22 protein-coding genes, 1 pseudogene and 1 riboswitch are annotated in these 26961 nt (G+C 39.3%); of the genes and pseudogenes, 8 read left to right on the plus strand and 15 right to left on the minus strand.

Annotated elements, in window-relative coordinates:
* Window positions 1–29: 29 nt before the first annotated feature.
* The gene (locus ABVJ71_RS11730; protein ID WP_353854161.1) at window positions 30–1049 is read right to left on the minus strand and encodes a LacI family DNA-binding transcriptional regulator; all 1020 of its coding nucleotides are present in this window, start codon (window positions 1047–1049) and stop codon (window positions 30–32) included.
* 287 nt (window positions 1050–1336) lie between these two features.
* Window positions 1337–1416, plus strand: a riboswitch (glycine riboswitch).
* A gap of 158 nt (window positions 1417–1574) precedes the next feature.
* Between ABVJ71_RS11730 and ABVJ71_RS11735 the strand changes: the two genes are divergently transcribed.
* Window positions 1575–2921: an amino acid permease gene (locus ABVJ71_RS11735; protein ID WP_353854162.1), complete on the plus strand. Its 1347-nt coding sequence runs from the start codon at window positions 1575–1577 to the stop codon at window positions 2919–2921.
* Between the two features lie 29 nt (window positions 2922–2950).
* Here the strand turns inward: ABVJ71_RS11735 and ABVJ71_RS11740 are convergent, their stop codons facing one another.
* A complete protein-coding gene (locus ABVJ71_RS11740; protein ID WP_353854163.1) occupies window positions 2951–3205 on the minus strand; it encodes a hypothetical protein in 255 nt (84 codons plus the stop codon).
* Window positions 3206–3681: 476 nt separating this feature from the next.
* On the opposite strand from ABVJ71_RS11740, the gene ABVJ71_RS11745 reads away from it, so the two are divergent.
* On the plus strand, window positions 3682–4305 hold the full coding sequence (locus ABVJ71_RS11745) for a CoA pyrophosphatase (RefSeq protein WP_353856646.1): 624 nt from the start codon (window positions 3682–3684) through the stop codon (window positions 4303–4305).
* Window positions 4306–4320: 15 nt separating this feature from the next.
* Here ABVJ71_RS11745 and ABVJ71_RS11750 read toward each other — a convergent pair.
* Window positions 4321–4557, minus strand: a pseudogene (locus tag ABVJ71_RS11750) (PadR family transcriptional regulator); the annotation flags it as partial.
* A gap of 385 nt (window positions 4558–4942) precedes the next feature.
* Entirely contained in the window at window positions 4943–6127 is a 1185-nt protein-coding gene (locus ABVJ71_RS11755) for a Rap family tetratricopeptide repeat protein (RefSeq protein WP_353854164.1), read from the minus strand.
* A 726-nt stretch (window positions 6128–6853) separates the two neighbouring features.
* Here ABVJ71_RS11755 and ABVJ71_RS11760 point away from each other — a divergent pair.
* The 5 genes from ABVJ71_RS11760 (at window position 6854) to ABVJ71_RS11780 (ending at window position 12751) form a co-directional block, all read left to right on the plus strand.
* Window positions 6854–7981 (plus strand): glycerate kinase, encoded by a 1128-nt coding sequence (locus tag ABVJ71_RS11760; RefSeq protein WP_353854165.1) that lies wholly within the window; start codon window positions 6854–6856, stop codon window positions 7979–7981.
* Between the two features lie 753 nt (window positions 7982–8734).
* Entirely contained in the window at window positions 8735–9256 is a 522-nt protein-coding gene (locus tag ABVJ71_RS11765; protein ID WP_353854166.1) for a GrpB family protein, read from the plus strand.
* 1167 nt (window positions 9257–10423) lie between these two features.
* Complete coding sequence (locus tag ABVJ71_RS11770) at window positions 10424–11353, plus strand: ABC transporter ATP-binding protein (protein WP_353854167.1); 930 nt, start codon at window positions 10424–10426, stop codon at window positions 11351–11353.
* Window positions 11350–12300, plus strand: a complete 951-nt coding sequence (locus ABVJ71_RS11775; RefSeq protein ID WP_353854168.1) for an ABC transporter permease subunit — start codon at window positions 11350–11352, stop codon at window positions 12298–12300. Before ABVJ71_RS11770 ends, ABVJ71_RS11775 begins: the two co-directional genes overlap by 4 nt.
* Window positions 12301–12322: 22 nt before the next feature.
* Entirely contained in the window at window positions 12323–12751 is a 429-nt protein-coding gene (locus ABVJ71_RS11780; RefSeq protein WP_353854169.1) for a DUF4064 domain-containing protein, read from the plus strand.
* A gap of 45 nt (window positions 12752–12796) precedes the next feature.
* On the opposite strand, the gene ABVJ71_RS11785 is transcribed toward ABVJ71_RS11780, so the two are convergent.
* From ABVJ71_RS11785 to ABVJ71_RS11820, 8 genes are all read right to left on the minus strand, one after another.
* A complete protein-coding gene (locus ABVJ71_RS11785) occupies window positions 12797–13003 on the minus strand; it encodes a hypothetical protein (protein WP_353854170.1) in 207 nt (68 codons plus the stop codon).
* Window positions 13004–13473: 470 nt separating this feature from the next.
* Window positions 13474–13791 (minus strand): stage II sporulation protein M, encoded by a 318-nt coding sequence (locus tag ABVJ71_RS11790; RefSeq protein WP_353856647.1) that lies wholly within the window; start codon window positions 13789–13791, stop codon window positions 13474–13476.
* Window positions 13792–14159: 368 nt separating this feature from the next.
* The gene (locus ABVJ71_RS11795; protein WP_353854171.1) at window positions 14160–16241 is read right to left on the minus strand and encodes a beta-galactosidase; all 2082 of its coding nucleotides are present in this window, start codon (window positions 16239–16241) and stop codon (window positions 14160–14162) included.
* 25 nt (window positions 16242–16266) lie between these two features.
* Window positions 16267–17478 carry a glycosyl hydrolase 53 family protein gene (locus tag ABVJ71_RS11800; protein WP_353854172.1) on the minus strand — a complete coding sequence of 404 codons (1212 nt, stop codon included), beginning with the start codon at window positions 17476–17478 and terminating at the stop codon, window positions 16267–16269.
* Between the two features lie 11 nt (window positions 17479–17489).
* Window positions 17490–18332, minus strand: coding sequence for a sugar ABC transporter permease (locus tag ABVJ71_RS11805; RefSeq protein ID WP_353854173.1), 843 nt, complete (start codon window positions 18330–18332; stop codon window positions 17490–17492).
* Window position 18333: 1 nt separating this feature from the next.
* Window positions 18334–19551, minus strand: coding sequence for a sugar ABC transporter permease (locus ABVJ71_RS11810; RefSeq protein ID WP_353856648.1), 1218 nt, complete (start codon window positions 19549–19551; stop codon window positions 18334–18336).
* Between the two features lie 165 nt (window positions 19552–19716).
* Window positions 19717–20982 (minus strand): extracellular solute-binding protein, encoded by a 1266-nt coding sequence (locus tag ABVJ71_RS11815; protein WP_353854174.1) that lies wholly within the window; start codon window positions 20980–20982, stop codon window positions 19717–19719.
* 170 nt (window positions 20983–21152) lie between these two features.
* The gene (locus ABVJ71_RS11820; RefSeq protein ID WP_353854175.1) at window positions 21153–22148 is read right to left on the minus strand and encodes a LacI family DNA-binding transcriptional regulator; all 996 of its coding nucleotides are present in this window, start codon (window positions 22146–22148) and stop codon (window positions 21153–21155) included.
* A gap of 172 nt (window positions 22149–22320) precedes the next feature.
* Between ABVJ71_RS11820 and ABVJ71_RS11825 the strand changes: the two genes are divergently transcribed.
* On the plus strand, window positions 22321–23220 hold the full coding sequence (locus ABVJ71_RS11825; protein WP_353854176.1) for a LysR family transcriptional regulator: 900 nt from the start codon (window positions 22321–22323) through the stop codon (window positions 23218–23220).
* A gap of 16 nt (window positions 23221–23236) precedes the next feature.
* Here ABVJ71_RS11825 and ABVJ71_RS11830 read toward each other — a convergent pair whose 3' ends face one another.
* The 3 genes from ABVJ71_RS11830 to ABVJ71_RS11840 all read right to left on the minus strand — a co-directional run bounded on the left by ABVJ71_RS11830 (window position 23237) and on the right by ABVJ71_RS11840 (window position 26903).
* Window positions 23237–24913 (minus strand): hypothetical protein, encoded by a 1677-nt coding sequence (locus ABVJ71_RS11830; RefSeq protein WP_353854177.1) that lies wholly within the window; start codon window positions 24911–24913, stop codon window positions 23237–23239.
* Between the two features lie 82 nt (window positions 24914–24995).
* Window positions 24996–25406: a hypothetical protein gene (locus tag ABVJ71_RS11835; RefSeq protein WP_353854178.1), complete on the minus strand. Its 411-nt coding sequence runs from the start codon at window positions 25404–25406 to the stop codon at window positions 24996–24998.
* Window positions 25407–25418: 12 nt separating this feature from the next.
* Window positions 25419–26903, minus strand: coding sequence for a lipase (locus ABVJ71_RS11840; RefSeq protein WP_353856649.1), 1485 nt, complete (start codon window positions 26901–26903; stop codon window positions 25419–25421).
* Window positions 26904–26961 lie beyond the last annotated feature (58 nt).

Below are 26961 nucleotides of genomic sequence, written 5' to 3' on the forward strand. Positions count from 1 at the left end.
GGAGAATTGATCAGCAATTCTCCTTATCGTCAGGAAGTAGATGTCTCTCTAATATGAAGTTGTGGCTTTAGGATTAATCGTTGTAACTCTTCATCTTGTTCGTTCATTTTGTTGTATAAAAGCTGAGCGGCTTTTACCCCGATGGATTTTGGAAATGACGAGACGGTCGTAAGTGGCGGGTGATACATCTCTGCTTCAGGGATATTGTCAAAGCCAACGACATCTATGTCTTCACCTGGTTTCATTCCACGTGATGTAAGTTCCTGAATGACACCGAATGCAACTAAGTCACTGAAGCAAAAAATAGCAGTTGGCGGCTCAGGCTGGTCCAGCACTTTTCCAAGTGATATCTTCCCGCCTTCACGAGTAGGCTCGATGTCAATAATGAGAGCGTCGTCGATGGCAAGTTGAGCCTCATCATGGGCTCTTTGAAAGCCTTTCATTCGCTCAATCCAAGTGGATGAGGACTTGATTCCGCCTAAAAAGGCAATGCGTGTATGCCCTTTTTGGAGTAGGTGGTGTACCGCCATCCAAGCGCCTTGTTCATAATCTACTCCGACATAGTCACAATGAACTTCAGCCAGTTCACGGTTGGCAAGTACCTTTGGAATTCGGATATGATTTAACTGCTTCACAGTTCGAGTAGAGCTCTTCGAGGCAGGATTTAAGATGATTCCCCCGACCCGATGCTCCACCATTGTGGAAATGAGCCGTTCCTGCTTATCGACACTGTCAAAGGTTGTACCGAGTAAAACGGTATATCCAAGTGATTCAAGAGTCATTTGAATCCCTATTAAAAATTCAGAGATAAAAGTGTTTGATATGTCAGTAACAATGACACCCACTATATTAGAGCTTTTTGATCGCATGTTTGCAGCGACACGGTCATATACGTAACCTAGTTCCTCCATGGATTGAAGGACTTTTTTTCGAGTGGCTTCAGAGATCCTTGGGTTATTCCGAACAACAAGAGAGGCTGTTGAAGTCGAGACACCAGCATGTCTGGCGACTTCCTGTAATGTGACGCGTTCTTTGTTCAATTTTTTCATTTGAATTCACCAACTTCAATGGATTGCTTACATTTTTGGTTCATTATCTAGACATAATGATGGATTTTTTGTCAAACGGTACGAGTATTCTTTGATATATTATACCTTAATCAGGAGACATTGATGAAGTGAAGTCATATGCTTTGTAAGGGATCCGGATGAATGATCTTATAAAAAGATTACCATTGACAGCTTTCTTTTAGAGGCGTAAAATATAAAATTATTCAGAAATAGAAACATTTAAAGTAAATATAAAAGCTATGATTGCTGTGGGTCACACTATGGCAGGAGCAGCTTCTGGAGAGACTGCATGTATGTGCGGCGCCGAAGGGTTCACAATCTCAGGCAAAAGGACAGAAGAGTACGGAATATTGTATTTGTGATGCATGGATGATGTCATGTATTGCTTTTCTCTATTTTGCTATTCTTATGACCATGAGATTGGAGCGCATCCAATCTTTTTTTTATGGGGTTTTTTACAGTTTGTTATTTCAATATAAGATCGTGAGTAGGAGGGCGTTGAAGTTGGCACAACAAGAGTTAAAACGAAATTTATCAAATCGACATGTACAATTAATTGCAATCGGTGGAACAATCGGTACAGGATTATTTTTAGGTTCAGGTAAGGCGATTCAATTGGCCGGCCCATCCATTATTTTTACCTATTTGATTGTAGGGATGGCCATCTTTTTTGTCATGAGGGCACTTGGGGAATTACTTTTATCCAAGGCAGGCTATCAATCTTTAACCGATATAGCGGAGGATTATCTTGGTCCATGGGCTTCCTTTGTGACAGGGTGGACGTACTGGTTTTGCTGGATTATGACAGCGATGGCGGATGTGATTGCTGTCGGTGTTTATGTGCAGTATTGGTTTGACATTCCCCAATGGATTCCTGCATTCATTTGTTTGCTGATTTTACTTGGATTTAATTTATTGACGGTGAAGCTTTTTGGAGAAATGGAATTTTGGTTTGCATTAATTAAAGTAATGACAATTCTATTGTTAATCAGCGTTGGGATTGTGTTATTAATCATTGGTTTTCAAACAAATGCTGGGCCTGTGACTGTCTCAAACCTTTGGTCACATGGCGGGCTGTTTCCAAATGGCATAACTGGTTTCTTATTGTCATTCCAGATGGTGATCTTTGCCTATGTGGGAGTGGAGCTTGTCGGGGTTTCCGCAGCAGAAACAGCGAATCCATACAAAAATATTCCGTCAGCCATTAATAAGATTCCATTGAGAATTTTATTTTTCTATGTTGGCGCAATCTTTGTTTTATTATGTATTAATTCATGGACAGAGCTGAATGCATCAGAAAGCCCATTTGTCAAAACCTTTGGACTTATTGGCATTCCAGTAGCAGCAGGGCTCATTAATTTTGTCGTACTCACCTCGGCGGCTTCAGCTTGTAATAGCGGTATGTTCTCTACGAGCCGAATTTTGTATCATTTAAGTCATCAAAAGCAGGGACCATCTTTTTTTGGTCGACTGAATCATCACGCAGTTCCAAGCAATGCATTATTTGTCTCAACCCTCGTTGTCTCTGTCGGGGCTCTTTTAAGCAAGCTGATTCCAGAACAAGCCTTTGGGGTTGTAACGACGATTAGCGCAATTTGTTTCATTTGGGTTTGGAGTATTATTTTAATTTGTCATCTTAAATATAAAAAAACACGTCCACAGCTTCACGCCGCATCTGCCTTTAAAGCACCATTCACACCATTTGTGAATATATGTGTTCTTGTGCTATTTGCAGCGATTCTCTTAATCATGCTATTTGCTGACGCGACACGACCAGCTCTGCTATTGACGCCCATATGGTTTGCATTCTTATTCTTAATGTATGTATGGAAGAAACGTTGTGCTTCATGACATAGTTGATAAAAAAGCACAGCCTTTCCCTAAATAAAGGCTATCCTTTTCGAAAATGAACGCTTTCTAATTTTAAGTAAGTATTGCGCATTTAGTATGATGAGGACGAGCCCAGTAACCATGATCGAAAAGAGCTGAGAAGGGTTCGCTCCAATTGAATACGCAATGAGAATTAACACGGCATTGGTCAAAAGATTATTCATCGCTTGATATGTGGAAAAAAATTCTTCAAGCATCACATGCTTTTTGCCTTCATCAGAAAATGGCGAGTCATTTTCTGGCATAATCTTTGTCTGATACACTTGGTAGTTTTCGATTAGGATAGACTAATTTCTCAGCACAAAACAAATGAGGTGATGATAAAAAGAAAGGTGAGCCATCATTCTTGTTGAGTAATGATCGAGATACCAATTGATAAAATGCTACCGACTGTATTTGCTAACGTCAAATCAGTAAATGTTTGATGTTGCTTCGCTTCAAGTTCATCTTCCTCATCACCAGAAAGTGAGAGAGATACTTTTTTTCAAACGTGAAATAGCCCAGAGGATTCAAATGCAATATCGAGAAGAAGTGCCATCTCGTGCACGCAACTCTTTTAGTCGAGTTTTCATCATGTCACCTCAAATTTTGATCTGAATCTGTTTTGCTTGTAAAGTAACACATATTCTTTTTGACAATTAATTGTCAAAAAGAGCATCTTTATTCAAAAGGTGAACAATGATACGCTAAGGAAAAGAGATACAGGAATCAGGTGATGCTTGTGTTCATTGATCAATTAAAGAATGGTTTACAACAAATACAACCGCTGTTTATTGGAGAAGAGACGGCATTTAAAGCGGCAGTCCTTGTTCCATTGGTGCAATTGGACGGAGAATGGCATATTTTATTTGAAGTACGCTCGTTGACCATGAGGAAACAGCCCGGTGATATTAGCTTTCCAGGCGGTAAACTCGACAACAGCGAAACAGCACTGGAAGCTGTATTGCGCGAAACCCATGAAGAACTAGGCATTTCGCCTGAATCAGTCGAGATCCTTGGTCAGCTCAGCCCTTACATTGCCTCTCCATCCTTCGTCGTCTATCCATATGTCGGCGTCATCGATGAACAGAAAGTCAAACATTCTTTTAATCAAGAGGAAGTGGATGAGACTTTTACAGTGCCATTAAAATGGCTATGCCAATATGAGCCGTATTTACATTTTGTGTCTGTACAGCCAACTCCATCTGAAGATTTTCCCTTTGAAAAGATCATGAATGGTGAAAAATATTGTTGGGGGAGTCGTGCCATTGAGGAGTGGTTTTATGATTATGAAAACTACACCATTTGGGGCTTAACTGCACGCATATTAAAGCATTTTGTCGGCTTAGTGAAAACAAATTCCTAGAATAGAGACACTAAAGGTGTCTAGACCTTTTGGAGTCAGGACATATTCGTGCTTATCGGACCGCTCTGATGTAGAAACAGGTGCCACCTCAGCAAGATCGTCCTGCACAATCAGTTTTAATGTAGGATAGCTTTGACCATAACTAATTTTCCAAAAATGGTGTAAGCTCTTATCAATTAATTGCTTAATTTCATACCCTTCTAAAAGATATACATTTAGATATATAAAATAATTAAAAAGTAAGAAAATGATACTCGATAGCTTTATATTCTAAATAGGAAATAAACTATAAATGTTTATATTGCGTATCAATTTCATAAAAAGTTGAAGGGTGCACAGATGAAATTGAGGAATATTTATATGTTGTTCTCATGGTTGGTCTTGGAAGCTGGGGAGGAATCAAAGCATTGGCTCAAATATTAATCTTGCTTCAATTGATAAAAATCAATCCAATGCGATTAATTCTTTCTAAATGATGAACTAACTTATCTAGCGGTACATATGCACCGCCTCATATCTTATTATCAATAATTAAAGTTAAAATTGGAACCACTTGCCGGTGTGACTAGGCGAGTGGTTCTTTGTATCGAATACAGTTTTCAATTACGTGCCGATTGGTCGTTCTGTTATATCATGATCAGTATGGCTTGTCAGGTTGATAAACTCTGTTTGTCCAAAAACGACGAGCATTACAGTAAAAATCAGTAACCTCATTTTTTTCATCAGAATTCCTCCAGTAATGAGTGTTATGTTCAATTTGATAGGCTTCCTTTAAGAAAAGATATGCCTCTTGAATTGAACCCAATTCTTCAAAATGTTTTGCGGCAAGTGCACTCAACTCACGAACACCTTCAACATCTTTTAATTCTTTTAGTATGCTGATTTCATTGAAACAGGTTTGGGCTTTTTTTGTTAGGTCTTCGGTGAAATATAGATGATAGAGCAAATTCATTTTTGCTGTATAGATGGGGTTTTTCTCCGTTGCATGTTTTTGTTTGACCAAATCGTAATAATAAAGAGCCTGCGTTCGTTTATTGATATAAAGAAGCTCTTTTATTAACATAAACATGGAATGAAGGAAGTAACATGATGATAGGTAGTCATCATCACTAAGTGCTTTTTCTAAGGAGTGAATACATTTTTGTGAATCACCTGTTTCGGCATAAAGAATGCTGATGTTATGGTAAAGCTGTGATTTCAGAAAATGATCGTTTAGACTTTTTGCGATGTTTAATGCTTTTTTGTAATAGTTTTCTGCCTTTTTATAATCACCAATATCCATGAAGTTGGTAGCAGCGATGACAAAGGCAACTGCCAGTCTTCTTTCATAGCCTTCGTGACTTTTAAAAATATCAATGGCATTCTGAATATAGTGAAGTGAAATCAGGCTTTGACGAAGCAGCATATATAAGTTTGCAATCTTTGTATGGAATTCTGCTACTTCCATTTCATCTGGAATGTTTTGTAGCTTTTTCTCTGCAATTTTAAATAATCCAATGGCTGATGTGTAGTCTCTCTTATATGATGCATAGAGGGCTTTGTACAGGTAAAAATAGTACTCAATTAAATCGTTTGTCTTAGATGGATGATCTAGCTCCGTCTTTCCATTTAATTTTTCACCTCTTGTGTCAAATAACATGAGTTTATACTTACCCTCTAGCAATGAATAATAAGTCAAGACCTCCTGATTTTCTTCCATTTGATGAAGCATATTTTTCAATTCTTTGTACATTGAACTTGCGTTGTGTACATCATGCTTACGAATGGCAATTCGCCAATCATTTAAACGATTCCCCACCTGTTCAGCTGAAATGATAGTCATGAAATTTCACCTCTTTATACTCCTTTCGCCTGTTTCAAGAAAACAATATCACAAATTCTGGTAAAATATAATCGTTTCTAAGAGGCAATTGACCATCGTCAATAAAAAAGGTCCTAATATCATGTGGTGAACCGATTTTATCGTTGAATGATCGTTTGTACAAATTCAAAAAATTATTCTTTTGAATGTTAAAAAGGTGAAAGTGACAATTGATTTCTACATTTTTATTTAATATTACGGTAATTCCTTCGAGATAAATCTATTTTTGATTTTTAATGAGTAGAAATAAAGGTCGATCTATTTGAAAAAATCAGTTATGATATTTCAAAATAGAATTGGAAATAGTATTTAGAGAAGCAGAATTGAAAGTTACTTAAAATACGCTATTTAACGATTATAAAATGAAAAAAAGCTTCGTGTTATTAACTGGAAAATCATAGTGATTATCTACCTTTTATTCACACTTTACTTTTATAGAGAATAATTAAGCTACTGACAAAAAGCAGAAGGCAAAATCGTTTTAGAAATAAACTCCTTGTTATTGTTATTCATTTACTTGTCAGGTATGCAAAGGTAGGCAGTGTTCAAATGGACATCAAGGAACGTTTGAAATTAATGCCTTTTGAATCCTTGAGAGGTTTGAATATAACCATTGTATCTACCATCATTTTTGTCGTTTTTTAGCTGTTTGGCTGACGAAATACAGTGAGATCGAGGAGGCATTTGATGAAAATTGTGATAGCACCAGATTCGTTTAAAGAAAGTCTATCTGCTTATGAGACGGCATGTGCCATTGAGCGAGGGTTTCGTGCCGTCCTGCCAGACGCAGATTATATTAAGCTTCCGATGGCAGATGGAGGAGAGGGTACGGTTCAATCGTTAGTTAACGCGACAGGAGGAACCATTTTTAATCAAGTCGTTACTGGCCCGCTTGGCGAACAAGTGGATGCATTTTTTGGAATGCTTGGGGATGGTCAGACAGCCGTCATAGAGATAGCAGCAGCTTCTGGCTTACACCTCGTCCCGCCCGAGAAACGAAATCCGCTGTTTACGACGTCTAGAGGAACGGGAGAGCTAATGCTTGCGGCGTTAGACAAAGGGGCGAGTCATTTGATCATTGGTCTAGGGGGAAGTGCAACAAATGATGGCGGCGTTGGCATGATGCAAGGGTTAGGTGCACGTTTCCTCGATCAATCAGGACAAGAACTATTATCAGGCGGGGGAGCGCTTCATCAATTAGCAGTAATTGATCTGTCTGGGCTCGACCCAAGGCTGAAAACGACTCGACTGGAAGTGGCATGTGATGTTGATAATCCTTTAACGGGTGAGAGAGGGGCTTCTGCTGTATTCGGTCCTCAAAAAGGAGCTAATGATGAAATGGTTCAGCTACTCGACAAGAACTTATCTCATCTTGCTCATATGGTAGAAAAGCAATTAAATGTATCCTTTGGTGATACAGCAGGTGCAGGAGCCGCAGGAGGGCTTGGTGCAAGTTTACGAGGTTTTTTACATGCTGACTTGCAAAGAGGTATAGACATTGTACTAAAAGCAGTCAATTTTGATGAAATCGTCAAGGATGCGGATCTTGTCATAACAGGTGAAGGACGGATCGATCGGCAAACCATTTATGGGAAAACGCCTATCGGTGTAGCCAAGGCAGCAAAACAGTTTAATATCTCTGTGATTGGCATCGCAGGTTCACTTTCAAAAGACAGTGAAGTTGTACACGATTACGGGATTGATGCGTTATTTAGTATCGTTCCAGGAATCACATCTCTTTCAGATGCGATGCAAGAGGCTGATAGACATGTAGAGAGAACGTCAAGGAATATTGCGGCTGTGATGACATTTTAAAGATCTCTCAATCAATGTATCGTTCAAATTGTCATAGATTCTTTTCTAGAGGTAAAACAACTATTGAGTCGGTGGTAAATAATTTAAATTGTTGTAGGTAACATTTCAGGTCTGTTTTTTGTCAAAATAACAAGTCAAATATTAGGTTTTTGATGAAACGTGGTGTTTATACTTTTTCATTCTGGCTGTTTGTACTTTGTATTCGACATCACGGTCATCCTATGTCTAATGATATAAGAAATCATAGTTTACCTCTTGCCATAATTTCCCCATGTACTTTATTATAATTAAATTAAGGAAGGGAGGTAATAATAAAAGGGTTAGCTTGGTAAATCAAACTGCCAGTATTAGAAAAATAAAAATAAGTGATGTAAAGTAAAGGTTGAAATGAAGGCAATTTTCCTCAACGATAGACCACCAATTTATTTATCTGATGATGAACTGGTTTTAATAAATGAGTCCGATAAACAGAGAGTCAACAATAGAAACGTAAAGAATAAGGGATCGTTCAATCAATAACCCCTTCATAGCAAGAAAGGTAAAGGCTTTTTGTGGATTTACACTTAATTTCCTAAGAATTACATGTTTTAGTATGATAGCAGGTCATTTCGTACCACAGTTGTTTGTAGAGGGGTTTGGTCTATCTTGAACGCAGACTTCAAGATACGGAAAGTTAGAGGATTATCTTATTGAAGAACCAATACAGTTTCAAAGAGAAAATATATAACAAACGGTATAAGGTGGTGGTTTTTGATGAGAAAAGTGGAAGTAAAGCCATATAACGAGCAATGGAATTCAATGTTTGAAGAAGAAGCTAACAAGTTACATCAAATTTTCGGTTCAGAAATTATTGAAATCCATCATATCGGCAGTACGTCTGTAAACAGCCTAAAAGCAAAGCCTATCATTGACATAATGCCAGTGGTTAGAGACATTAATCGGATTGATGAGTTTAACTCATCAATGGTTGCCATTGGCTATAAACCAAAGGGCGAGAACGGAATTGATGGACGAAGATATTTTCAAAAAGGAGGAGAGAATCGAACTCATCATGTTCACATGTATGAGGTTGAAAATCCTCAAGTCGAGCGTCATATTGCATTTCGGGATTACTTGCGAGTGCATTCATATGATGCAAAAAAGTATGGAGACTTAAAAGAGGCATTAGCCCGACGTTTCCATAACGACATTGAATCCTATATTAAAGGGAAAGAACGGCTAGTATTGGAGATTAACCAAAAAGCACTAGAGTGGTATCGAAGTTCAAGAAGATAATTAGATTATTTCACTAATGAGAAACGATAGCTTCATAACTGACACGTGCATCTTTTAGGTAACACCGAACTTATCTCAATCAAATATATCCTTTTCCATCCCTGTTCTGGTCCTACAGCAAGCAAGGAGGATATCAAAGTAACAAAACGGTTTCATAAACGTCTACACACGAAGCATCTACATCAACTTATAACAGTTCTATCTGCTTCCATAATCCTTATTGTCCGTTGCGTAAAATCACAAATGAATGTTTATACTTTCTGAGGATATTGTATTCATCCATAGTCGATCTTCGTTACTTCATGTTTCTTCCATGTCAAATGATCAACATCCCCTGCACTGTTGAGTTTATTGTCTCTGCATGAGATAAAACAAACTGCTTGTAAGCTTTCAGGGAGTCTCGTACTCTCAAATTGTTCATCTGCATACCTTGAAAGAATGTTTGAGACGTGCTTTGCAAATAAACTCCATTGTTCGCTTTTTAAAGGGATTTAATTTTCAAGATCTGACCTAATTGCTCTGGCATCCGCCTCAACTAATTGTAATATCTCCTTTCACGATTTCTTCATATAAAAGCCCCGATCTTTGAAATTTCCCTAATTTAACCATACATACTAACGTAAATCGTTAAGGGTATCCGCTTGTCCAGAGTATCACATTTGAAAGTCGCTTAGATGCGTAGTCACCATGTATTTATACGTCTGAATGGATAAAAGGTGAATGTTCAAGATCAAAACAAAATGGTTTTTTGTGTGTTGCTGAGGGCGATTCTGACGCAATTATCTTATGAATTCATGTTGCCGGGCTGGATTCATTTCAAATGCAGATAATTTAACTCGATCAACAATCACAGTAGAATCCTTTAAATCTAGCATAATTGTAATTTTTTACAGTTTTGCGTTTTTAGTAATATTCAGTTTGCATCTTTATAAAGAGAGGAACTCAAATATAAGAATTAGTTGAATTCAATAAATTTCCTTTGCTAAAAGTAATCTCTTCCTTAACCTCACCTTAAAAAAACAAATAATTCTCTAATTTTTTGCTAATCCCCTTCACATCTTTTGGGCATTGCTGTACCATATGGAAGTATTCTTCTATTTTTGACGGATGATGGTGTAATATCAGGACATTGATGATAGAAAACTATGACAAAGAGGGAGAGGTAACGTGACGAAAGTTTTAGAACTGCATCATGTATCTAGGCATATTCGCGGGAAAAAGATCGTTCAAGACTTGAGTTTTTCTGTTCAAGCTGGAGAAGTCTTTGGCTTCTTAGGGCCAAATGGCGCAGGAAAAACGACGACAATTCGTATGATGGTCGGTCTTTCTCCTATTACATCTGGTGACATTCTGATTAATGGACATAGTATCCAGACGTCTTATCGGCATGCCATCCAAGATGTAGGTGCGATTATTGAAAATCCAGAAATGTATAATCATTTAACGGCAAGACAAAACCTTGTCCATTTTGCAAGAATGAATGGGAAGGTAGATGAAGAGCGAATTGACGAGTTGTTGCAGCTTGTAAACCTGCAACATGTAAAGCATAAGCGTGTCCGTACGTTTTCATTAGGAATGAAGCAGCGTTTGGGCATTGCGCAAGCACTCATCCATAAACCGAAACTACTTATTTTAGATGAGCCGACCAATGGACTTGATCCAGAGGGTATCCGAATGATACGAGATTACTTGAGAAAGCTTGCGAAGGAAGAAGGACTTGCAGTAATTGTTTCAAGTCACCTCATGTCAGAAATGGAATTGATGTGTGATCGTTTTGCCATTATTCAATCAGGAAAGCTGATAGCTATTGAGGATCAGCGTGTGGAGACTGAGCAGGATGATCTGGTCAATTATCGAATGAAGGTAGAGGAAAACGAGCTTGAAGTAGCGCAAAGATTGATTGGTGAATTTGAGGAGGGCGTCACTGTAAGGGAAGAGGCAACATATCTATTCTTTTCTCTACCTGAAGCGAAGATGCCGCAATTGATTCGTCATTTGAGCGATGCATCTATCCATCTATATGAAGTCAAAATAGAAAAACAGACACTAGAAGACAAGTTTTTAAGTTTAACAGGTAAAAAGGAGGCAAACGTATGATTCGCCTCATTCAAAACGAATGGATGAAGATCAGTTATCGTGTTGGTACTTGGATTATGGTGGGACTTCTTGTCCTAGGAATGATTGGCACGCTTATTTTTGCAATCAAAACAAATGATGATCAAACATCAAGTGATTGGAAAGCCGAGCTGCAAATGATGAATGCTGGGAATAAAAAAGAGTTAAAAGATACTGAGGATGGTTTCTATAAGAGAAGCCTTGAAAGAAAAATAGCGATTAATGATTATCGGATTAAACATGACTTACCGCCAGCAGAGCAATTCGGAAATAATGCTTGGACTTATGTGAAAACAAATGCTGGATTACTTCAGCTTGTAGGTGTGTTTGTTATTATCATTGCATCGACCATTGTGTCAGCAGAATACAAACATGGTACAATTAAATTATTACTCATTCGTCCACCATCAAGATCAAAGATTCTTTTATCTAAATATATTACGGTTCAGATTTACTCATTTTTACTCGTCGCTGTGTTATTTATTCTATCATTTATCTTGGGTGCGATTTTCTTTGGATTCAACAATGAGTACGTGAATTTGGTTTATCAAAATGGCAAAGTGATTGAACGTTCAGAGTTTATGAATATGGTGTTTTATTATTTGGCGCATTGTGCGCAGTTTGTTGTACTCGGGACACTTTCTTTTGCGATTTCAACGGTGTTTAGAAGTGAAGCAATCTCCATTGCCATTAGTGTGTTAGCCTATATTATAGGTGGAACGATTACGAGTATCTTGATGTTCACCTTCGATTGGGCGAAGTACTTGTTATTTGCCAATGATCCATCTCAATATTTCATGGATGATGTTCCTTTTATGGAAGGTATGTCTCTTGGTTTTTCATTAACCGTTTTGGCTGTATATTGGGCCATTTTCTTGGCCTTTGCCTTATTTGTCTTCCAAAAACGAGAAGTCAAAACAGGCAGTTAACTATTCTTTAGGAGGTTTGTAAATGATGAAACGTAAAGGTGAAAAAGTGATGGGGATTATTAGTATTGTCCTCAATATCATTGGCGTCGGTTTTGGGGCATTAATCCTTTCTTTGGATTCCTCCTCTTATGAACAATTCAATGAGATTTTAAAAGAGGAAGGCGAAGCATTGCCGATTGAAACACTTCAAGCTGCAGCGAATGCCTTTGGTATCCAGTTCATGATTGTATCGGCAATTGCGGCGGTTTTAACTCTCGTTGGTGTGATTTTTCTAAAGACAAATCGTCGTGCGGTGATCTCGGGTATTTTATTCTTGGTCTCTGCTGTCACTCTTTTAATTGGAACGGTTGGTCTTGCGTTCATTCCAATAATCTTATTAATTGTCATTGGGCTAATGGCACTGATTAGAAAGCCAAAAACGGAAGCTCATATCAGTGAATACCCATCTTAATCAAATGAAAAGACATGTGTCCATGGACACATGTCTTTCTTTTGCTTAAATGACCCAGATTAAAATGGCAACAAGCACTAATACGTTACTACAGAACTGCATCCAAAAGAAAGAGTATCGAATATGTTTCCCCATGTCGACACCCGCAAGCCCTATTGCGAGCCATACAGCAGGTGCAAGAGAGCTGACATATGTTCCGATGACATTGCCAATCATTATAAAGTAGGCGGATGAAGCACCAGATACATCCACTTGTAATAGATTTTACAATAGGCATATGTGCATAATCATATGCATCTGTGCTTGTTAACGTATCAAGAGGTACTCCGAGAAACCAACAATGATAGTAGAAATGGTCGAAGAAATGCCAGCAGAATCAAAAAACATCCCCTAAAGATTGATTGGAAATGAATCACTTACTTTATCCAGAAGAAAGTAACTGTAATTAAAAATATTAAATATAGGGCGGAAATCATTCTATACATTCCTTTTTTATATTGTAAAGGCGGGTTTATAAAGGTTACTAAAACGGTCGGACCAAACAAGACAATTAAGAAGTACCTATAATCAAAAAAGAAAGTACAGATTGATAGGAGTATTGAAAAATAAAAGACAATTATAAAAGAACTATTAATTGTGTTTTTCGGTTCTGCCTTATTTTCCTCTAAATGATCATCTAGTAATTTATCTATCTTTTTTTTATTAATAAACATAAGGACCTCCTATTGCAATTTGTTTAGTAAAAAGGGCGTTAATAATGCCTCAGTTAAAGCAGCAAGTAATGTCAATAGACATATCATCATAGTAAAAAACAAAATATCCGAAAAGAAATGTTTCTTGGGGGAATACATCCCTCTTATTTTTAAATAGACGAAGTCTAACAACTTGAAACCAAGTGAACCTGATAATATCATGGCAGGAATTTCAAAGATACCATGAGGAATTAAAGCAGTTAATATATATAATAAATTGTTACCATGATCGGTAATACTTTGTATGATTTTAGTAAATTTTCGCTTGATGGGAAAAAGTAAATCAATCGGTTTAAAGTACGTCTATACGTAAGTTTAAAGTTCGCCATAAAAACTTTTTTGTTGAGCATTATATTCCTCCTAGACGAAAAGAAGGAGGAATATCATTATACTCCTCAATTTCTTCACTTTGGATTTTACCATTCTGCAGCGTATTTTTTGCCGTATTTTGTAGCCAATTTTTTCGCAGTAGCTACCATATAAGCAGTAACAAAGTTGTGTTTATTATCCATAAAAGCTCCTTGATTTAAAAAGTGTTTTTTTTGTTAATTTTCACAAATAATGTATCACATTTTACAATATTTTTTCAAGTTAGAATTTTGATTATAAGCTGAATTTAAGGTTGGTTTTTGCATAAAAAGAAAAAAAGAATGTCTTTAAAGACACTCTCTTTTTCTTTTTAATATAAAATATTCATAGGAATCAAGAATTATTTTTCCTGATATTCTTTTAGAAGTTAATGCATTTACATAGATGGTGTTTCTTTCTAATAAAACTATCTGTTCACATTCTGTGAAATTCATTATAAATACATAGTCCTGCGTGCCATCAGTTCGTTTTTGTACACTGACTCCTTCTGGAATTGCAGCAGATATGACGGGTTTTATTCCAACATCTGCAATGAGTTCTTCGTAAAACTCATCATAAAAAGCTTGCTCATTCTCCGAAGCCATGTAATAGGCTTTTCCTTCTCCAAATGGATGGACGGTGAGTGCCGGCTGCCCTTCGTAGCAACCATTCTCGTAATGTCCTAAAACAGAAGCCGTTTCTGGATGAATGGATTCGCAATATTGTCCGACGTTGTAGGTGCGTCCATGACCAGTGGTCATCATGACATGCTCATTTGGCATGAGGGTGTTGATTTCCTCCGCCCAGATGCCCAGTACATTGCGCAAAGGACCTGGGAAGCCGCCGAGGAAACAGAGGTCGTTCTCATCTGCTATGCCGCTCCAGTAAGTTGCAACAAAGACGCCGCCCGATTTGACAAAGGCCTCAATTTTCTCTGCCACTCCTGGTTTGATCATATATAGCATAGGCCCGATCAGCACGCGGTAGGAAGAGAAATCTGTTTCCATTCCTACGATGTCAACAGGGATCCCCTTTTTCCAGAAGCTACGATAGTGTGTTTGACAAGCTTCTACGTAACGTTTGTTTGTGTTGTTTAAGCCTTGAGCATCATCAATCGCCCAGTGGTTTTCCCAATCGTATATGATGGCGACCTCTGGTTGAACGGATGTACCCGCAATCGTCTGCAATTGCTCTAGTTGTTTTCCTAGACTGGCAACTTCTTGAAAAACGCGCGTATGCTCATGTCCTGAATGATCAACGACAGCTCCATGGAATTTCTCAGATGCACCTCGACCTTGTCTCCACTGAAAATAGAGAACGGAATCAGAGCCGTGTGCGATTGCCTGTATGGCAGAAAGGTGTGCCATACCTTGGTGCTTCACCTTATTCACATCATGCCAGTTTACAAGGCTTGGTGTACTTTCCATCATGAGAAACGGCTGACCGTTCTTTAATGAACGATAAAGGTCATGAACGAATGCTACGTTAGATGCTAATTCGGCTGTCGTTTCTTTGCCGCTATGCCATGCAGGATAGCTATCCCATGAAATCACATCTACTTCTTTCGCAAATTGATGATAATCTAGTCCGACGAACGGACGCATATGCGGGTAGTCACCCATAAAGTTTGTTGTCACTGGGATATTTGGCGTTAATTCTCGCAGCGGCTCAATCTCATTTTGATAAAAATTGATTGTTTGTGCAGTGACAAAACGCTTCCAATCTAAGTTCATTCCGTGAATCATGTGTTCACCATGCGGTGCAGGTGATTCAATTTGTGACCAATCACTAAATGTATGGCTCCAAAATCCTGTCCACCATGCCTGATTTAATGCCTCAAGGTCATGGTTGTATTTGTCCTTAAGGTACGTTCGAAATGCTTCCTGACAAAGGTCACAATGACATTCGCCGCCATATTCATTAGAGATGTGCCACATGATGAGTGCTGGATGATCGTGATAGCGTTCGGCGAGCATGCGGTTGAGTGTATTTGTTTTTTCTCTATAAACAGGTGAGGTGAAGCAATGATTATGCCGAAGCCCGTGTAGGTTGCGCTGGCGGTTCGCTTCAACGCGTAATACTTCGGGATATGTTTGCGAGAGCCAAGCAGGTCTTGCCCCGCTTGGCGTTGCGAGAATGGCGTGAGCCCCCTGCTCTGCTAAACGGTCCATGATGTCATCCAGCCATGCAAAATCATACTGACCTTCTTTCGGTTCTAGTTTACTCCATGCGAAAATATTGATGGAGAATGTTTGACAGTGTGCAAGCTTCATTAAACGAAAGTCTTCGTCAATGATCTCTGGCATATGAAGCCATTGATCTGGATTATAATCGCCACCATGTAAAAAGCCTTTCACATTTGGGTGGACGAGTGGGTAACGCTTTCCCATTTTGTCACTTCCTATCTTTTTCAGGTTACGGTGTCATTTGTTTGAATACATCAAGAGAAGGTAAGGCTTTTCCGTTGAAATCAAACATAGCCTGATTTTCCCAAGCATTACCGACTGTACCGGTTGTTTGGATGTATGATAAACCGTATTGACTGGACCATGGTGCACCTTTTACAGGAATCCACAGCGGTTCCCAGTAAAAGAATCCCTTCCCGCGATTGTTTTTCACTTGAGAGATTTTTTCTGATACATCTCGTATATAAGATGCCTGACCTTGAGGCGAGGCAGGATAGCCGACTGTATTCACTGAATTTTGATTAAACGAGTTCTCTAGATTGTCACCATTTGCTGTAGTAAATCCATAGGCTGTTTCTACAACAATGACGTCTTTGTTGTAGCGGGCACTAATATCATTCATATTGGAGGAAAGTTCACTGAATCCGCCGTCCCAATAAGGATAATAAGATAAGCCAATTGTATCGAAGGAGACGCCTCGTTTTGTGATTTCATCAAACCACCAGCGGAAAGCACCGTTGTCTCCCCCGTGAGCAAGATGCAGCATCACTTTGATGTTCGAATCGACCGATCGAACAGCATTTGTGCCAGCTTTCAGTAAGGCAGCGAGACGATCAAATTCACCTCCACCTTCACCCCAGCTTTTACCGTTTGGCCAAAGCATGCCTGAGTTTAATTCATTTCCGACCTGTACCATGTTTGGGAGAGCGTTTTGTGCTTTCAGCGTTTTCAATACGTCACTTGTGTAAGTACCGACTGCTTTTTCTAAATCGCTTTGTGACAGGGAAGCCCAAGCTTTTGGTTTGAACTGCTTACCAGGGTCGGTCCAGAAGTCACTATAATGAAAATCAAGCAGCACTTTCATGTTAAGTGCCTTTGCTCGTTTCGATAAAGCAATGGCTGTGTTTAAATCGTTTGTTCCGCCATTATAGGCACGCCCCTGGTTGTCATATGGATTGTTCCAAAGCCTGATACGCACGTAGTTGCCCCCTTTATCCTTTATGAGTTTGAGTGGATCAATCTGCTTCCCGTTCTGATCATAGTAACGGCCGCCACTTTTCTCGACTTCAGCGAGCATAGAGATATCTGCCCCTTTGATGAAGTCGCTTTGTAGTCCATTAATGGGTCTAACAGAAATCGTATCTGCTGCTTTTGCTTTAGGTAGAACACCTAACCCCATAAAAAAGAAAACAACAACACTGACGAGTACCCATTTCTTCATCAAATCTCTCCTTATCCTTTTGTACCGCCTTGCGTGAGGCCGGATACAAATTGTTTTTGTAAAACAAGAAATAATAAAGCGACTGGAATGGCAATGAGTAAAGCCCCGGCTGCAAAGGTCGTGTAGCTGGCACCCATTTTGTCTGAGACGAGATTATACAGACCAATTGGGAGAGTATACATTTCGGGTGAGCGAACAATGACACTTGAGATGATGAAATCACCCAGTGGTCCAGTAAATGAGTTGATGGCGACAACAGCTAAAATTGGTTTGGCAAGCGGCATAATAATTTGGATAAAAATCCGAAAGTGTCCTGCACCATCCATTCTTGCTGATTCATCTAAATCTTTTGGAATTGCATCAAGATAGCCTTTCATTAAATACGTATTCATGGGGATTTGTCCACCTGCATAAATTAAAATGAGCGCAAGGTGACTGTTAATGAGCCCAAGCATTTGGGCAAGAACAAAAATCGCAATTAGCGCTGAAAATTGAGGAATCATTTGCAGCAGCAAAAAGAGCATCAGCCCATTTTTCCGTCCTTTGAAACGAAATCTGGAAAAGGCATAGCCTGTAAAGCTGACAAGAATCAGTGTTAAAATCATTGTGGCAATGCTGATCTTCATTGAGTTCAAGTACCATTTTGCATAAAGTGCCCCTTGACCAAAGAACAGTTCGGTGAAGTGACTGAATGTTGGATTTTTAGGAAACATGCTTGTGCTCATGAGGCTGTTCCCAGGATTAAACGATGCGCCGATTGTCCAAAGAAGTGGATACATCACACAGACGGTGACGATCAAAAGGATAAAATAAGTGATACTCAGGCGAACGAGCTTCTTTTGTTTTGACCCCATATCACATCATGTCCTCCTCTTTGAATGAATTGGTTCTTTTGAACTGCCAGAGTGCAATGGCAATGACGAATATAGATAGTAAAATCGTGACGGCGGCAGCAAGCGCATATTGAGAGGACTGCATAGTCAGTTTGTAAATCCAAGAAACCAATATGTCTGTTCCCCCGGCTGTCGAACCTGCAATAGGCGGTCCTCCGCCATTAAATAAGTAAATGATATTAAAGTTGTTAAAGTTAAAGGTATACTGCGTAATCAAAATAGGTGCAATTGAATAGAGTACAAGCGGTAAAGTGATCGAGCGGAACTTCTGAATAAAGGTTGCTCCGTCAATAGTCGCAGCTTCATATAAATCTTCTGGTATTGCTTGCAAAACACCGGTTGTCATAATAAAAACAAACGGGAAACCAAGCCAAGTCTGCATTGCAATTAATGCAATTTTGCTCCAAAAGGGATCTGTCAGCCATGGCTTAGGATCAATGCCAATCGACGCAAAGAGTGTATGATTGATCGCTCCAAATGTATCATTGAACAGCCCTGCAAAAACCAAAATGGTCACAAAGCCTGGAACAGCCCAAGGCAGAATCAAAATCGTTCTAAAAAATCGCTTTCCTTTTAAATCCTTCTGATTCAGCAACACGGCAAGAAAGATGCCGACTGCACATTGAAGCGTCGAAGCCGCCAATGTCCACACGACTGTCCATCCGAGTACATCAATAAAGGTGTTTCTCCAAATGTCGATCGAAAAGATATTTTGAAAGTTCTTTAAACCGACCCAATCAATGAGATTGGCAGGAGGTGAGTGGTATAAATCGTAGTTCGTAAATGCAAGCGCAAAGCTAAACATAATAGGAAAGACAACAGAAAACAGAAGTAAAAAGAAAGCAGGAGAGCTCATTAAATAAGGGAAGCCTTGGTCGATGAGCAGATGGTATTGTGCACGTATAGAATGAAGCGGAATTCCTTGATCACGCTTTTTCCCATTCAAAAACGCATCACGAATCATGAGTGCGTAAAAGCCGATACCAAATCCAACTGTTAAAAGAGCAATAATTCCTTTTGCTAAAAGGAAAACAGAGTTGTCACGAGGCAGCATTGTACCGAGTGTGAATAGTCCCCAGAAGCCAATATTGAATAAATCATAAAACACAACGAGAAAAGAGATACCGAATAGGAAAAAGAGTGCCCCTTTGCCATACTGTTTGTTGTATATTTGCCCCATTCCGGGTATAAAGGAGAATAATAGCGCCTTTTTCCGATGTGTTGTTGATTCAACTGTATGTGCGCGGTCTAGTTCAAGGTTACCCGTCACGTCTAACACCTACTTCATGTTTAAATTATGATGAAACACGGGCAGCTCTTTGTACGCAAGACTGCCCTTGAAATGTTATTTGGAATGATTTGCTTTGATTTGAGAATCAATTTGTTTCACCGCATCATCAAATGCTTTTTTCACATCAGTTTGGCCGGTGGCAATTAGTCCTAATGCACTGTCAATAGGCTTCCATACTTCTGCCATTTCTGGATTGTTCGGTGTCAGCGAGGCATATTTTGTTTGTTTTGATACGGCATCAGCATTCGCGTTTTCTGTAATGATTGGATCTTTCATCAATTTTTTCACTGGTGGAATTTCCTCGGTGACTTCAAAGCGTTTTTTCGAATTCTTTTCGTTTGTGACAAATTCAATAAACTTCTCAGCGAGTTTTTTATTTTTAGAGTAAGAGGAGACGTTATAGCTCTTGACTCCTAAGAATGAGCTCATATGCTTTCCGTTAGGGAGTGTAGGTAGTTCAGATACACCGTAGTCAATGCCAGCCTCTTGATATGGACCGAATGACCATGGACCAGAAATGACTGCAGCGGCTTTTTTCTCTGTGAATAAGGAGTTAAGGACATTGATTCCTTGTTCACCAATAATGCCTTTCGGGAAAAGCCCTTCGCTAAAAAATTTCTGAATGTATTGCCCGCCTTTAATAGCGCCTTCATGATTAAGACCGATATCGTTCACATCATAGGAGCCATCACGCTTCTGTTTGAAAATATAGCCGCCTGAGCCCCCTAACACACTTTGTGCGTAGTAAATTTCATCCCATTTGGCAACAAAGCCGTAATTCCCATCTTTTGTTAGCTTCTTAGAAAGGTCATACCAGCCATCGAGTGTGGTCGGTGCTTCTTTCACAAGGTCTTTATTGTAGAAAAGCACTGTTGTTTCGACAGATTTCGGTAAACCGTATAGTTTGCCATTCACCGTTTGTGATTGAATGGCTTCATCTGTAAAGGTATCGAGCACTTTTTGATCAGGTTTTATTTCCTGCAATAATCCCTCTGTTACGGCTGATCCAATTTGATCATGAGGCATGGTGATCACATCTGGACCTGTCCCTGCGGCACCATCAAGACGAAGTGCTTCAATTTGATCGGCATACGCTTTTTCGACCACTTTGATTGTCACGTTGTTTTGTTTTTCGAATTCTTTTACAGCGTCTTTTATCCCGTCAGACTTTTTGACATCCTCCCAAACCAGCAATGTCTTTGTACCTGTAGATGCTGGCTGTGTACTGCTTGTATTGTCATCTCCTGGTCCGCATGCTGAAAGCAGAAGAACAGCAGTACCAACGACTGCTGATAATTTCGCCCATTGTCCCTTTTTCATAGGTAATCCCCTCTCGTTCTTTTTTCACAGATAATAAGAAAACGCTTTCTTAATGTGAGAATAACAACTTAAGTAAAAAAAGTAAACATATTTTATTAAATTTATTAAGTAAATTTTTTTACTCATATATAGAGAAAAGAAGCCCCCCATGTGGCTGGGCTTCTTACTGTTTATATCGTGCTTTTTCGAAATACAGGTTCTGAGGCAATAAGCACTGTTTTCGTTAATGTTCTCCCGTCAACAAGCCTTTCTAAAAGTAAGTCGACCGCTGTTTCACAAAGCAAAGATGTATGGATATGATAGGTTGTGAGCGGTGGTGAGACATATTGAGATACATGAATATCATTGATGCTAAAAACACTGACTCGATTCGGCAAAGAAAAGCCGCGCTCATTCAAAGCCTGTAGGCAACCAATGGCAAGGGGATCACTGGCCACACAAAAAGCGGTCGGCAGGTCATCACCGAGCTCGTTTATCGCCTTCATCATGAGCGAGTATCCTTCATCTACAGAGAAGTGATGACCAATGTATATCAATCGTTCATCTAATAAACCTTGTGCCGTCATATATTGGCGGAAGGTTATTTCGCGAATATCTGGAATATGCAAATTTGTATTGAGATCAAGATCTGTCCCGCCAATGAATCCGATCGAGTTGTGCTGTTTTTCGATAAAGGAATCAATAATCTTTTCAACAATTCGTTTTAGATTTGGCTTCACCGAATCAAAGCGGTCTTCGTCTGGCGACGTATCAATAAAGACGATGTGCTTTGTGATCGCATATAAGTGATCAAGATCTGATTTGCTAAATCGGCCAATGGCAATGATTCCTTCAGTAGAAGGATCAATCGCGTGAAGACCGTCAGATGGATTGTAAGCGGCAACATTTAAACTCCGCGTTTTGGTAAGCTCTTCAATGCCAAGACGGATTGATTTGAAATAAATATCTTCAAGCTCTTCCTTTTCAGTCATCCAATAGAGAAAGGCGATTTTTTTTAATGAATGTTTGAATGTCTTTTTTTGATAAGACAAAGCTTCGGCGGCTGCGTATACTTTCTCACGTGTTTGATCCGTGACAGATAAATTCGGGTCTTGGTTAAGCACACGAGAAACAGTAGCAATTGATAATCCAGCTTTTTTGGCAATGTCCTTTATTTTTGCTGCCAATTCAGCACCTCCTATAGAACATATCTCCTTTCAGTATAGAGTTTTTAAAAAAATGAGTAAATATTTTTATTAAAATGTTTCATTTTTCCCTATTCTTTACGAGTTGACAAGTAATTAGTAAGATATATGTTATGAAGGTTATGGATTAAGATTTCTGATAGGAGAGGGACAGATGTATTACGATGCATTGAAGACATTCGTGACGGTTGTGGAGGAGAAAAACTTTACAAAAGCTGCCCAAAGGTTGCGAATTTCTCAACCTAGTGTCAGTCTTCATATTAAGAACTTGGAGCAGGAATTTCAGACGGTTCTGCTCAATCGTTCGCCGAAGCAATTAACAGTCACACCTACTGGGGATATGTTGTATCACAGGTCAAAGCAAATCATTCGTTTATATGAACAGGCGAAGCAGGATATTTATGAGCATCATCATGTGGTGAGAGGAAAATTGACAATTGGGGCAAGTTTCACTATCGGGGAGTATGTGCTGCCGCATATATTGGCAGAATTTCATCAACTGTATCCTCATGTAGATATTGAGGTAGTTATTGATAATACAGAGGCGATTGCAAGACATGTCCGCTTGTTCCATGTAGATATTGGTCTAATTGAAGGTCAAACGAATGACAAAGAGTTGTCCGTTGAAACCTTTTTAGAGGATGAACTATACATTGTTGCACCATTGAATCACCCATTTGCAAAGAAAAAGGATGTCACGATTGATCAATTGCAAAATGAAACTTGGATCACGAGAGAAGAGGGTTCAGGTACGGGTGAATACTTGCAGCATGTGCTGAAATCAAATGGACTCAAGGCGAGAACCTTTGTTACCTTTAGCAGTAACCAAGCCATTAAAGAGGCCGTCATCCATGGGATGGGTTTATCGATTTTATCAAAATATGTGTTGCAAAGAGGAAGTATTGGCGGCGAACTAGCTGTCATTTCAGTCAGAGGAATGGACTTTAAACGAAAATTTTCTTATATCGAATCACCGATGACAGGCGGGAATAAGAACAAGGAATTATTAGTTGAATTGCTCAAAAAAGAGAGAAAAGACGCTTCTCCAAGCTAGGAGAAACGTCTTTTTTTTACAATCCTTTGATTTTTAACTCATCGACTGGAAGGAAGATTTCACCCGTATCTGTGTATTTGATCTTCACTTGGTCACCTTCTTTTAAGTAAATCACAAGAGGTTCTTTTTCAGATGACATCGTGTAGTTTTTCCCATCGCCTAATAGGAACGTCACCGTTGTATAATCACCGGTCTTTTCTTTATACACACGTTTGACTTTGCCAGTGGCGTCTTTCTTTTCTTGTTTAGATGAGCCGTTTACTGTGCCACCGCTTTTTTGAAGGGCTGTTTTATAGGCTCTCAGTGCTTCGTTCGGTGTCGAAGCGTAGGCGGCGATTTCAGGGTTTGCTGCTGAGACAATAAAGTAGTTTTGCAGGAACCCGTTTGAATCGAGAACAGGTGTGAGCCAGCTAGCTTCCCCATAGAAATTATAAAGAATTGGCATGCGACCTTTCCATTTCTTCTCAATAAAGCGTTTCTCAATTATTTGCTGAGCACCTTGGGAATCCATGTAGGACTCTTCGAGATTCCCAGTATAATAGGTGGCTTTTCCTGTCCGAGCATTTGTCAGTGCATACCCGAGCATGGAATCAACGCCCTCTTTTGGGCTGGTGAAATCAGTAAAGTAATACATGTCTCCATTTGAATCAAACACTGGACTCACATTGGCTTCTGTTCCCTCGTCCGAAGGTAATTTGACATCTGATTTTCCAAAGAGACTATTCCAGAATCCGTGGACATAGTTTCCGAAATAACTGTTTTGCAGGCTGACAGCCTCTGGTGAAACAGCACCATCAATAAAAGCGGGTACTTGATCTAAAGAATACCGTTTGGTGGCACCGGTTTTTGCATCTACGACAACCACGCCTGAAGCTTTAAAGCCGTTTCTTGCAGAAATGAAATCGCCATAAGTTTGAATGTAATATGGCTTCCCGTCGTCATTGATTTCAAGCTGAGTCTTTCCATAGAAAATCAAATCTGGATATTGGAGACGAATATGCCGCTCAATTTCTTTGTTGAAATAGGATGAAGGTGTATAGACCATTTCTGTTTTCACAAACTTTGGATTGGCAGATGAATCTGTTGCACTTAATGTAAAGTAACCTGGCGTACTACCTGATCTGATCCATTTAAAGAAATCTGAGAATTCAACTGGTGCGATGTAAACATACTCCCCATTTACCTTCTGAATTTGCAAGTTTCCAAGTTCATAATAGCTCGTGTTCGGTACCTGCCCGAATGATTTCTTCATCTTATTACGAGCAAATTGCGGGGGAACACTTGCAGGTGTTTCTGTCTCATCAAATGCTTTAATTTCCACTTTTTGGTCCATTTTGGAGACCTCAAACTTCTCATTCGCATTGAATAGAAAAGCTGTTGCCATATAAGCACCGAGTAGCAAAAGGATCAGAAACAAAATCCCTTTGATTTTCCGTTCTAATCCTACTGAAAAAAAGGCTCCTACCGCCGTCACAACAAGTCCTATCAGCCATAGTGATGAGAGGTTCCGGTCTAAATTAGTGATGTAATAGAAACCAAAAATCCCGATGATAAAAATCAATGCGAGGCCTGCAATCCAACCGAGCGGTACTTGATTTTCTGCACCTTTCTTTCTCACAATCAATCGAAGAGGCGTGATCAGGAGGGTCAAGACAATACCGATCACAACCGAAAATAACAAAATATATCCCACAAACAGATCTCCTTTCAAATTAATCACTCTTTTAGTATATACGAGTGAGACGGGGAAAAGATTCACCGGATGGAAGGTTCATTTAAATGCCGATCGAGTCGATGGCGGATTGAACATCTTCTTTTAGCTCAAAAAATGTGAGTCTTTGTTCGATTTTTTCTATTAAGGCGTCAATGGCTTCACCTGACATATGGGTTTGGATCTCCCTTTTATGTTGATACACGTTGACCAGAAGTTCATCGATCAGATCTAACATTTCTTCCGCTTCTTGGCGGTCTTCTGCAAATTCATTTTGAAGCTGATGCCGGATGGCTCTGATCAGCGCTGTTTTCTGTTCTTCTTTGATCTTTGCTTTCAAAGCAGCCAGCTCTGCTGGTGTCATGTCTTCCGTGTTAAAGTTTGCTTTTGAGAAGATGGAGCTTGATGTATGCGTATCTGTCATTCTTTGCAAAAAACGATCTGCATCTGTTGGTTGTTTTTTTGAAAATTCCATTTGTCGTACTCCTTAAGAAATACCCATATTCTTGGCTAGGGCTGTATCTGCATCGTGGTATTGTTTTCCTAGCTGGCTCATATCATCTGATAGTGAATCCATCCACCTTTTTATATTCATCGCGCTATCAATCGCTGTATCATGCTTTTTGACTGAATAGAACTCATTCTCAAGACCCTCTGTTTTTAAATGGCGAATCACGGCATCCACATCTGAAGCCGTCAGCTCGTCATACGAACCAAAGCCCACAATTTGTTTGTATCTCGAGCGAACCCGCTCTACAGATTGCTCCACTTTGTCATCGAGTTTTTCAATTTTACGAATGATTTGCTGCATATGGTGCTCGGCATATGTCGAGAATTTATGCCCTGTGTTCATGAGGACATGCGACTTGATTAAAATTGCCACCACACTATGCGGGTGAACATTCGACTGACTCAACTGATTCAACATGGCCGTGGTGAGAGAAGGATTTTTTCTCAACATATCATCAATGGTTTGAACGGAGCCATCTGACGAAAATGAATACCGGTCTAAGCCATGGCTGCCAGCGAGGGCTTCAAGGAATAAATTGGCATCCAGTGAAGGATTCACACTCATTGCTCGATTGAGGAGATTTTTCATAAATTGGACGGCTTTTGAGGAGTCCTCGGAGTAATCGACGCCTTCAGGTAAAGCGGCATCATACATCACTTTCACACGACCGATTTCTGTTGTATGTCGATTTAAAAGAGAAAGCCCGTCATTGAGATTGATATATTCTGTTAATCTACTGCGGTAATCACCTTTTAAGGCTTTGGCTTGTAGGCCATCCGGTAGATTGGGGTAAATATTCGGATTCTCAAAGGTAACCCCGCCTTTAATAAAATCATTTTTGACAAGAACATAGGACGCATTCGACCCGCCAAGTGAATGCCCTGTCACATACATCTTCGCATTCGGCATTTTCTTATGGATCTCTTTCGCATATCGATCCGCCTGCACCATTTGATTCTCTGCGCCGTGTTCAAAGGGGATATTTTTAATCAAATACTTTGTATCCGAAATCAACCAATCCTGTACAACCTCATTTGTATAGGTCGTTGTCCCTGTCGTCACCTTCGTCGTGACGTCCTTTGACGTCTGTGACTGACTAAAAGGAGGCAACTTTGTCAAAATGGTAGAAAGAAGATCATCTGACTCTTTTTTTCCATGTTTTTTAATGGTATCTTTATATTGGCCTGCGCCGATCGGTTCTGAACCACGGTAGGCGATGACGGCGTTTTTGATTTTGGTGAGGTCTCTTCCGCCATCGGAGCGTTCGAAATCTTCTTCCGATACAAGGGTTAGTGCGTTTAGACCTTTTTTTGTTTCTTGGTGGTCAACGACATATATTATTTTACCATTTTTCAAGTGTATATCTTTAGAATTTTCATAGTTGAAGATATCATAAGATGCTGATGATATTTCATTATATTCTTTATCGCTAAGTTGATTAATTGAAGTTATTTTGGTCAACATTTACACTCCTGTAATAATTATCATGTATATTATAAGATATTGTATGGTAAATATC

The sequence above is a fragment of the Bacillus sp. Bos-x628 genome, assembly GCF_040500475.1.
GTDB lineage: Bacteria > Bacillota > Bacilli > Bacillales > Bacillaceae > Bacillus > Bacillus maqinnsis.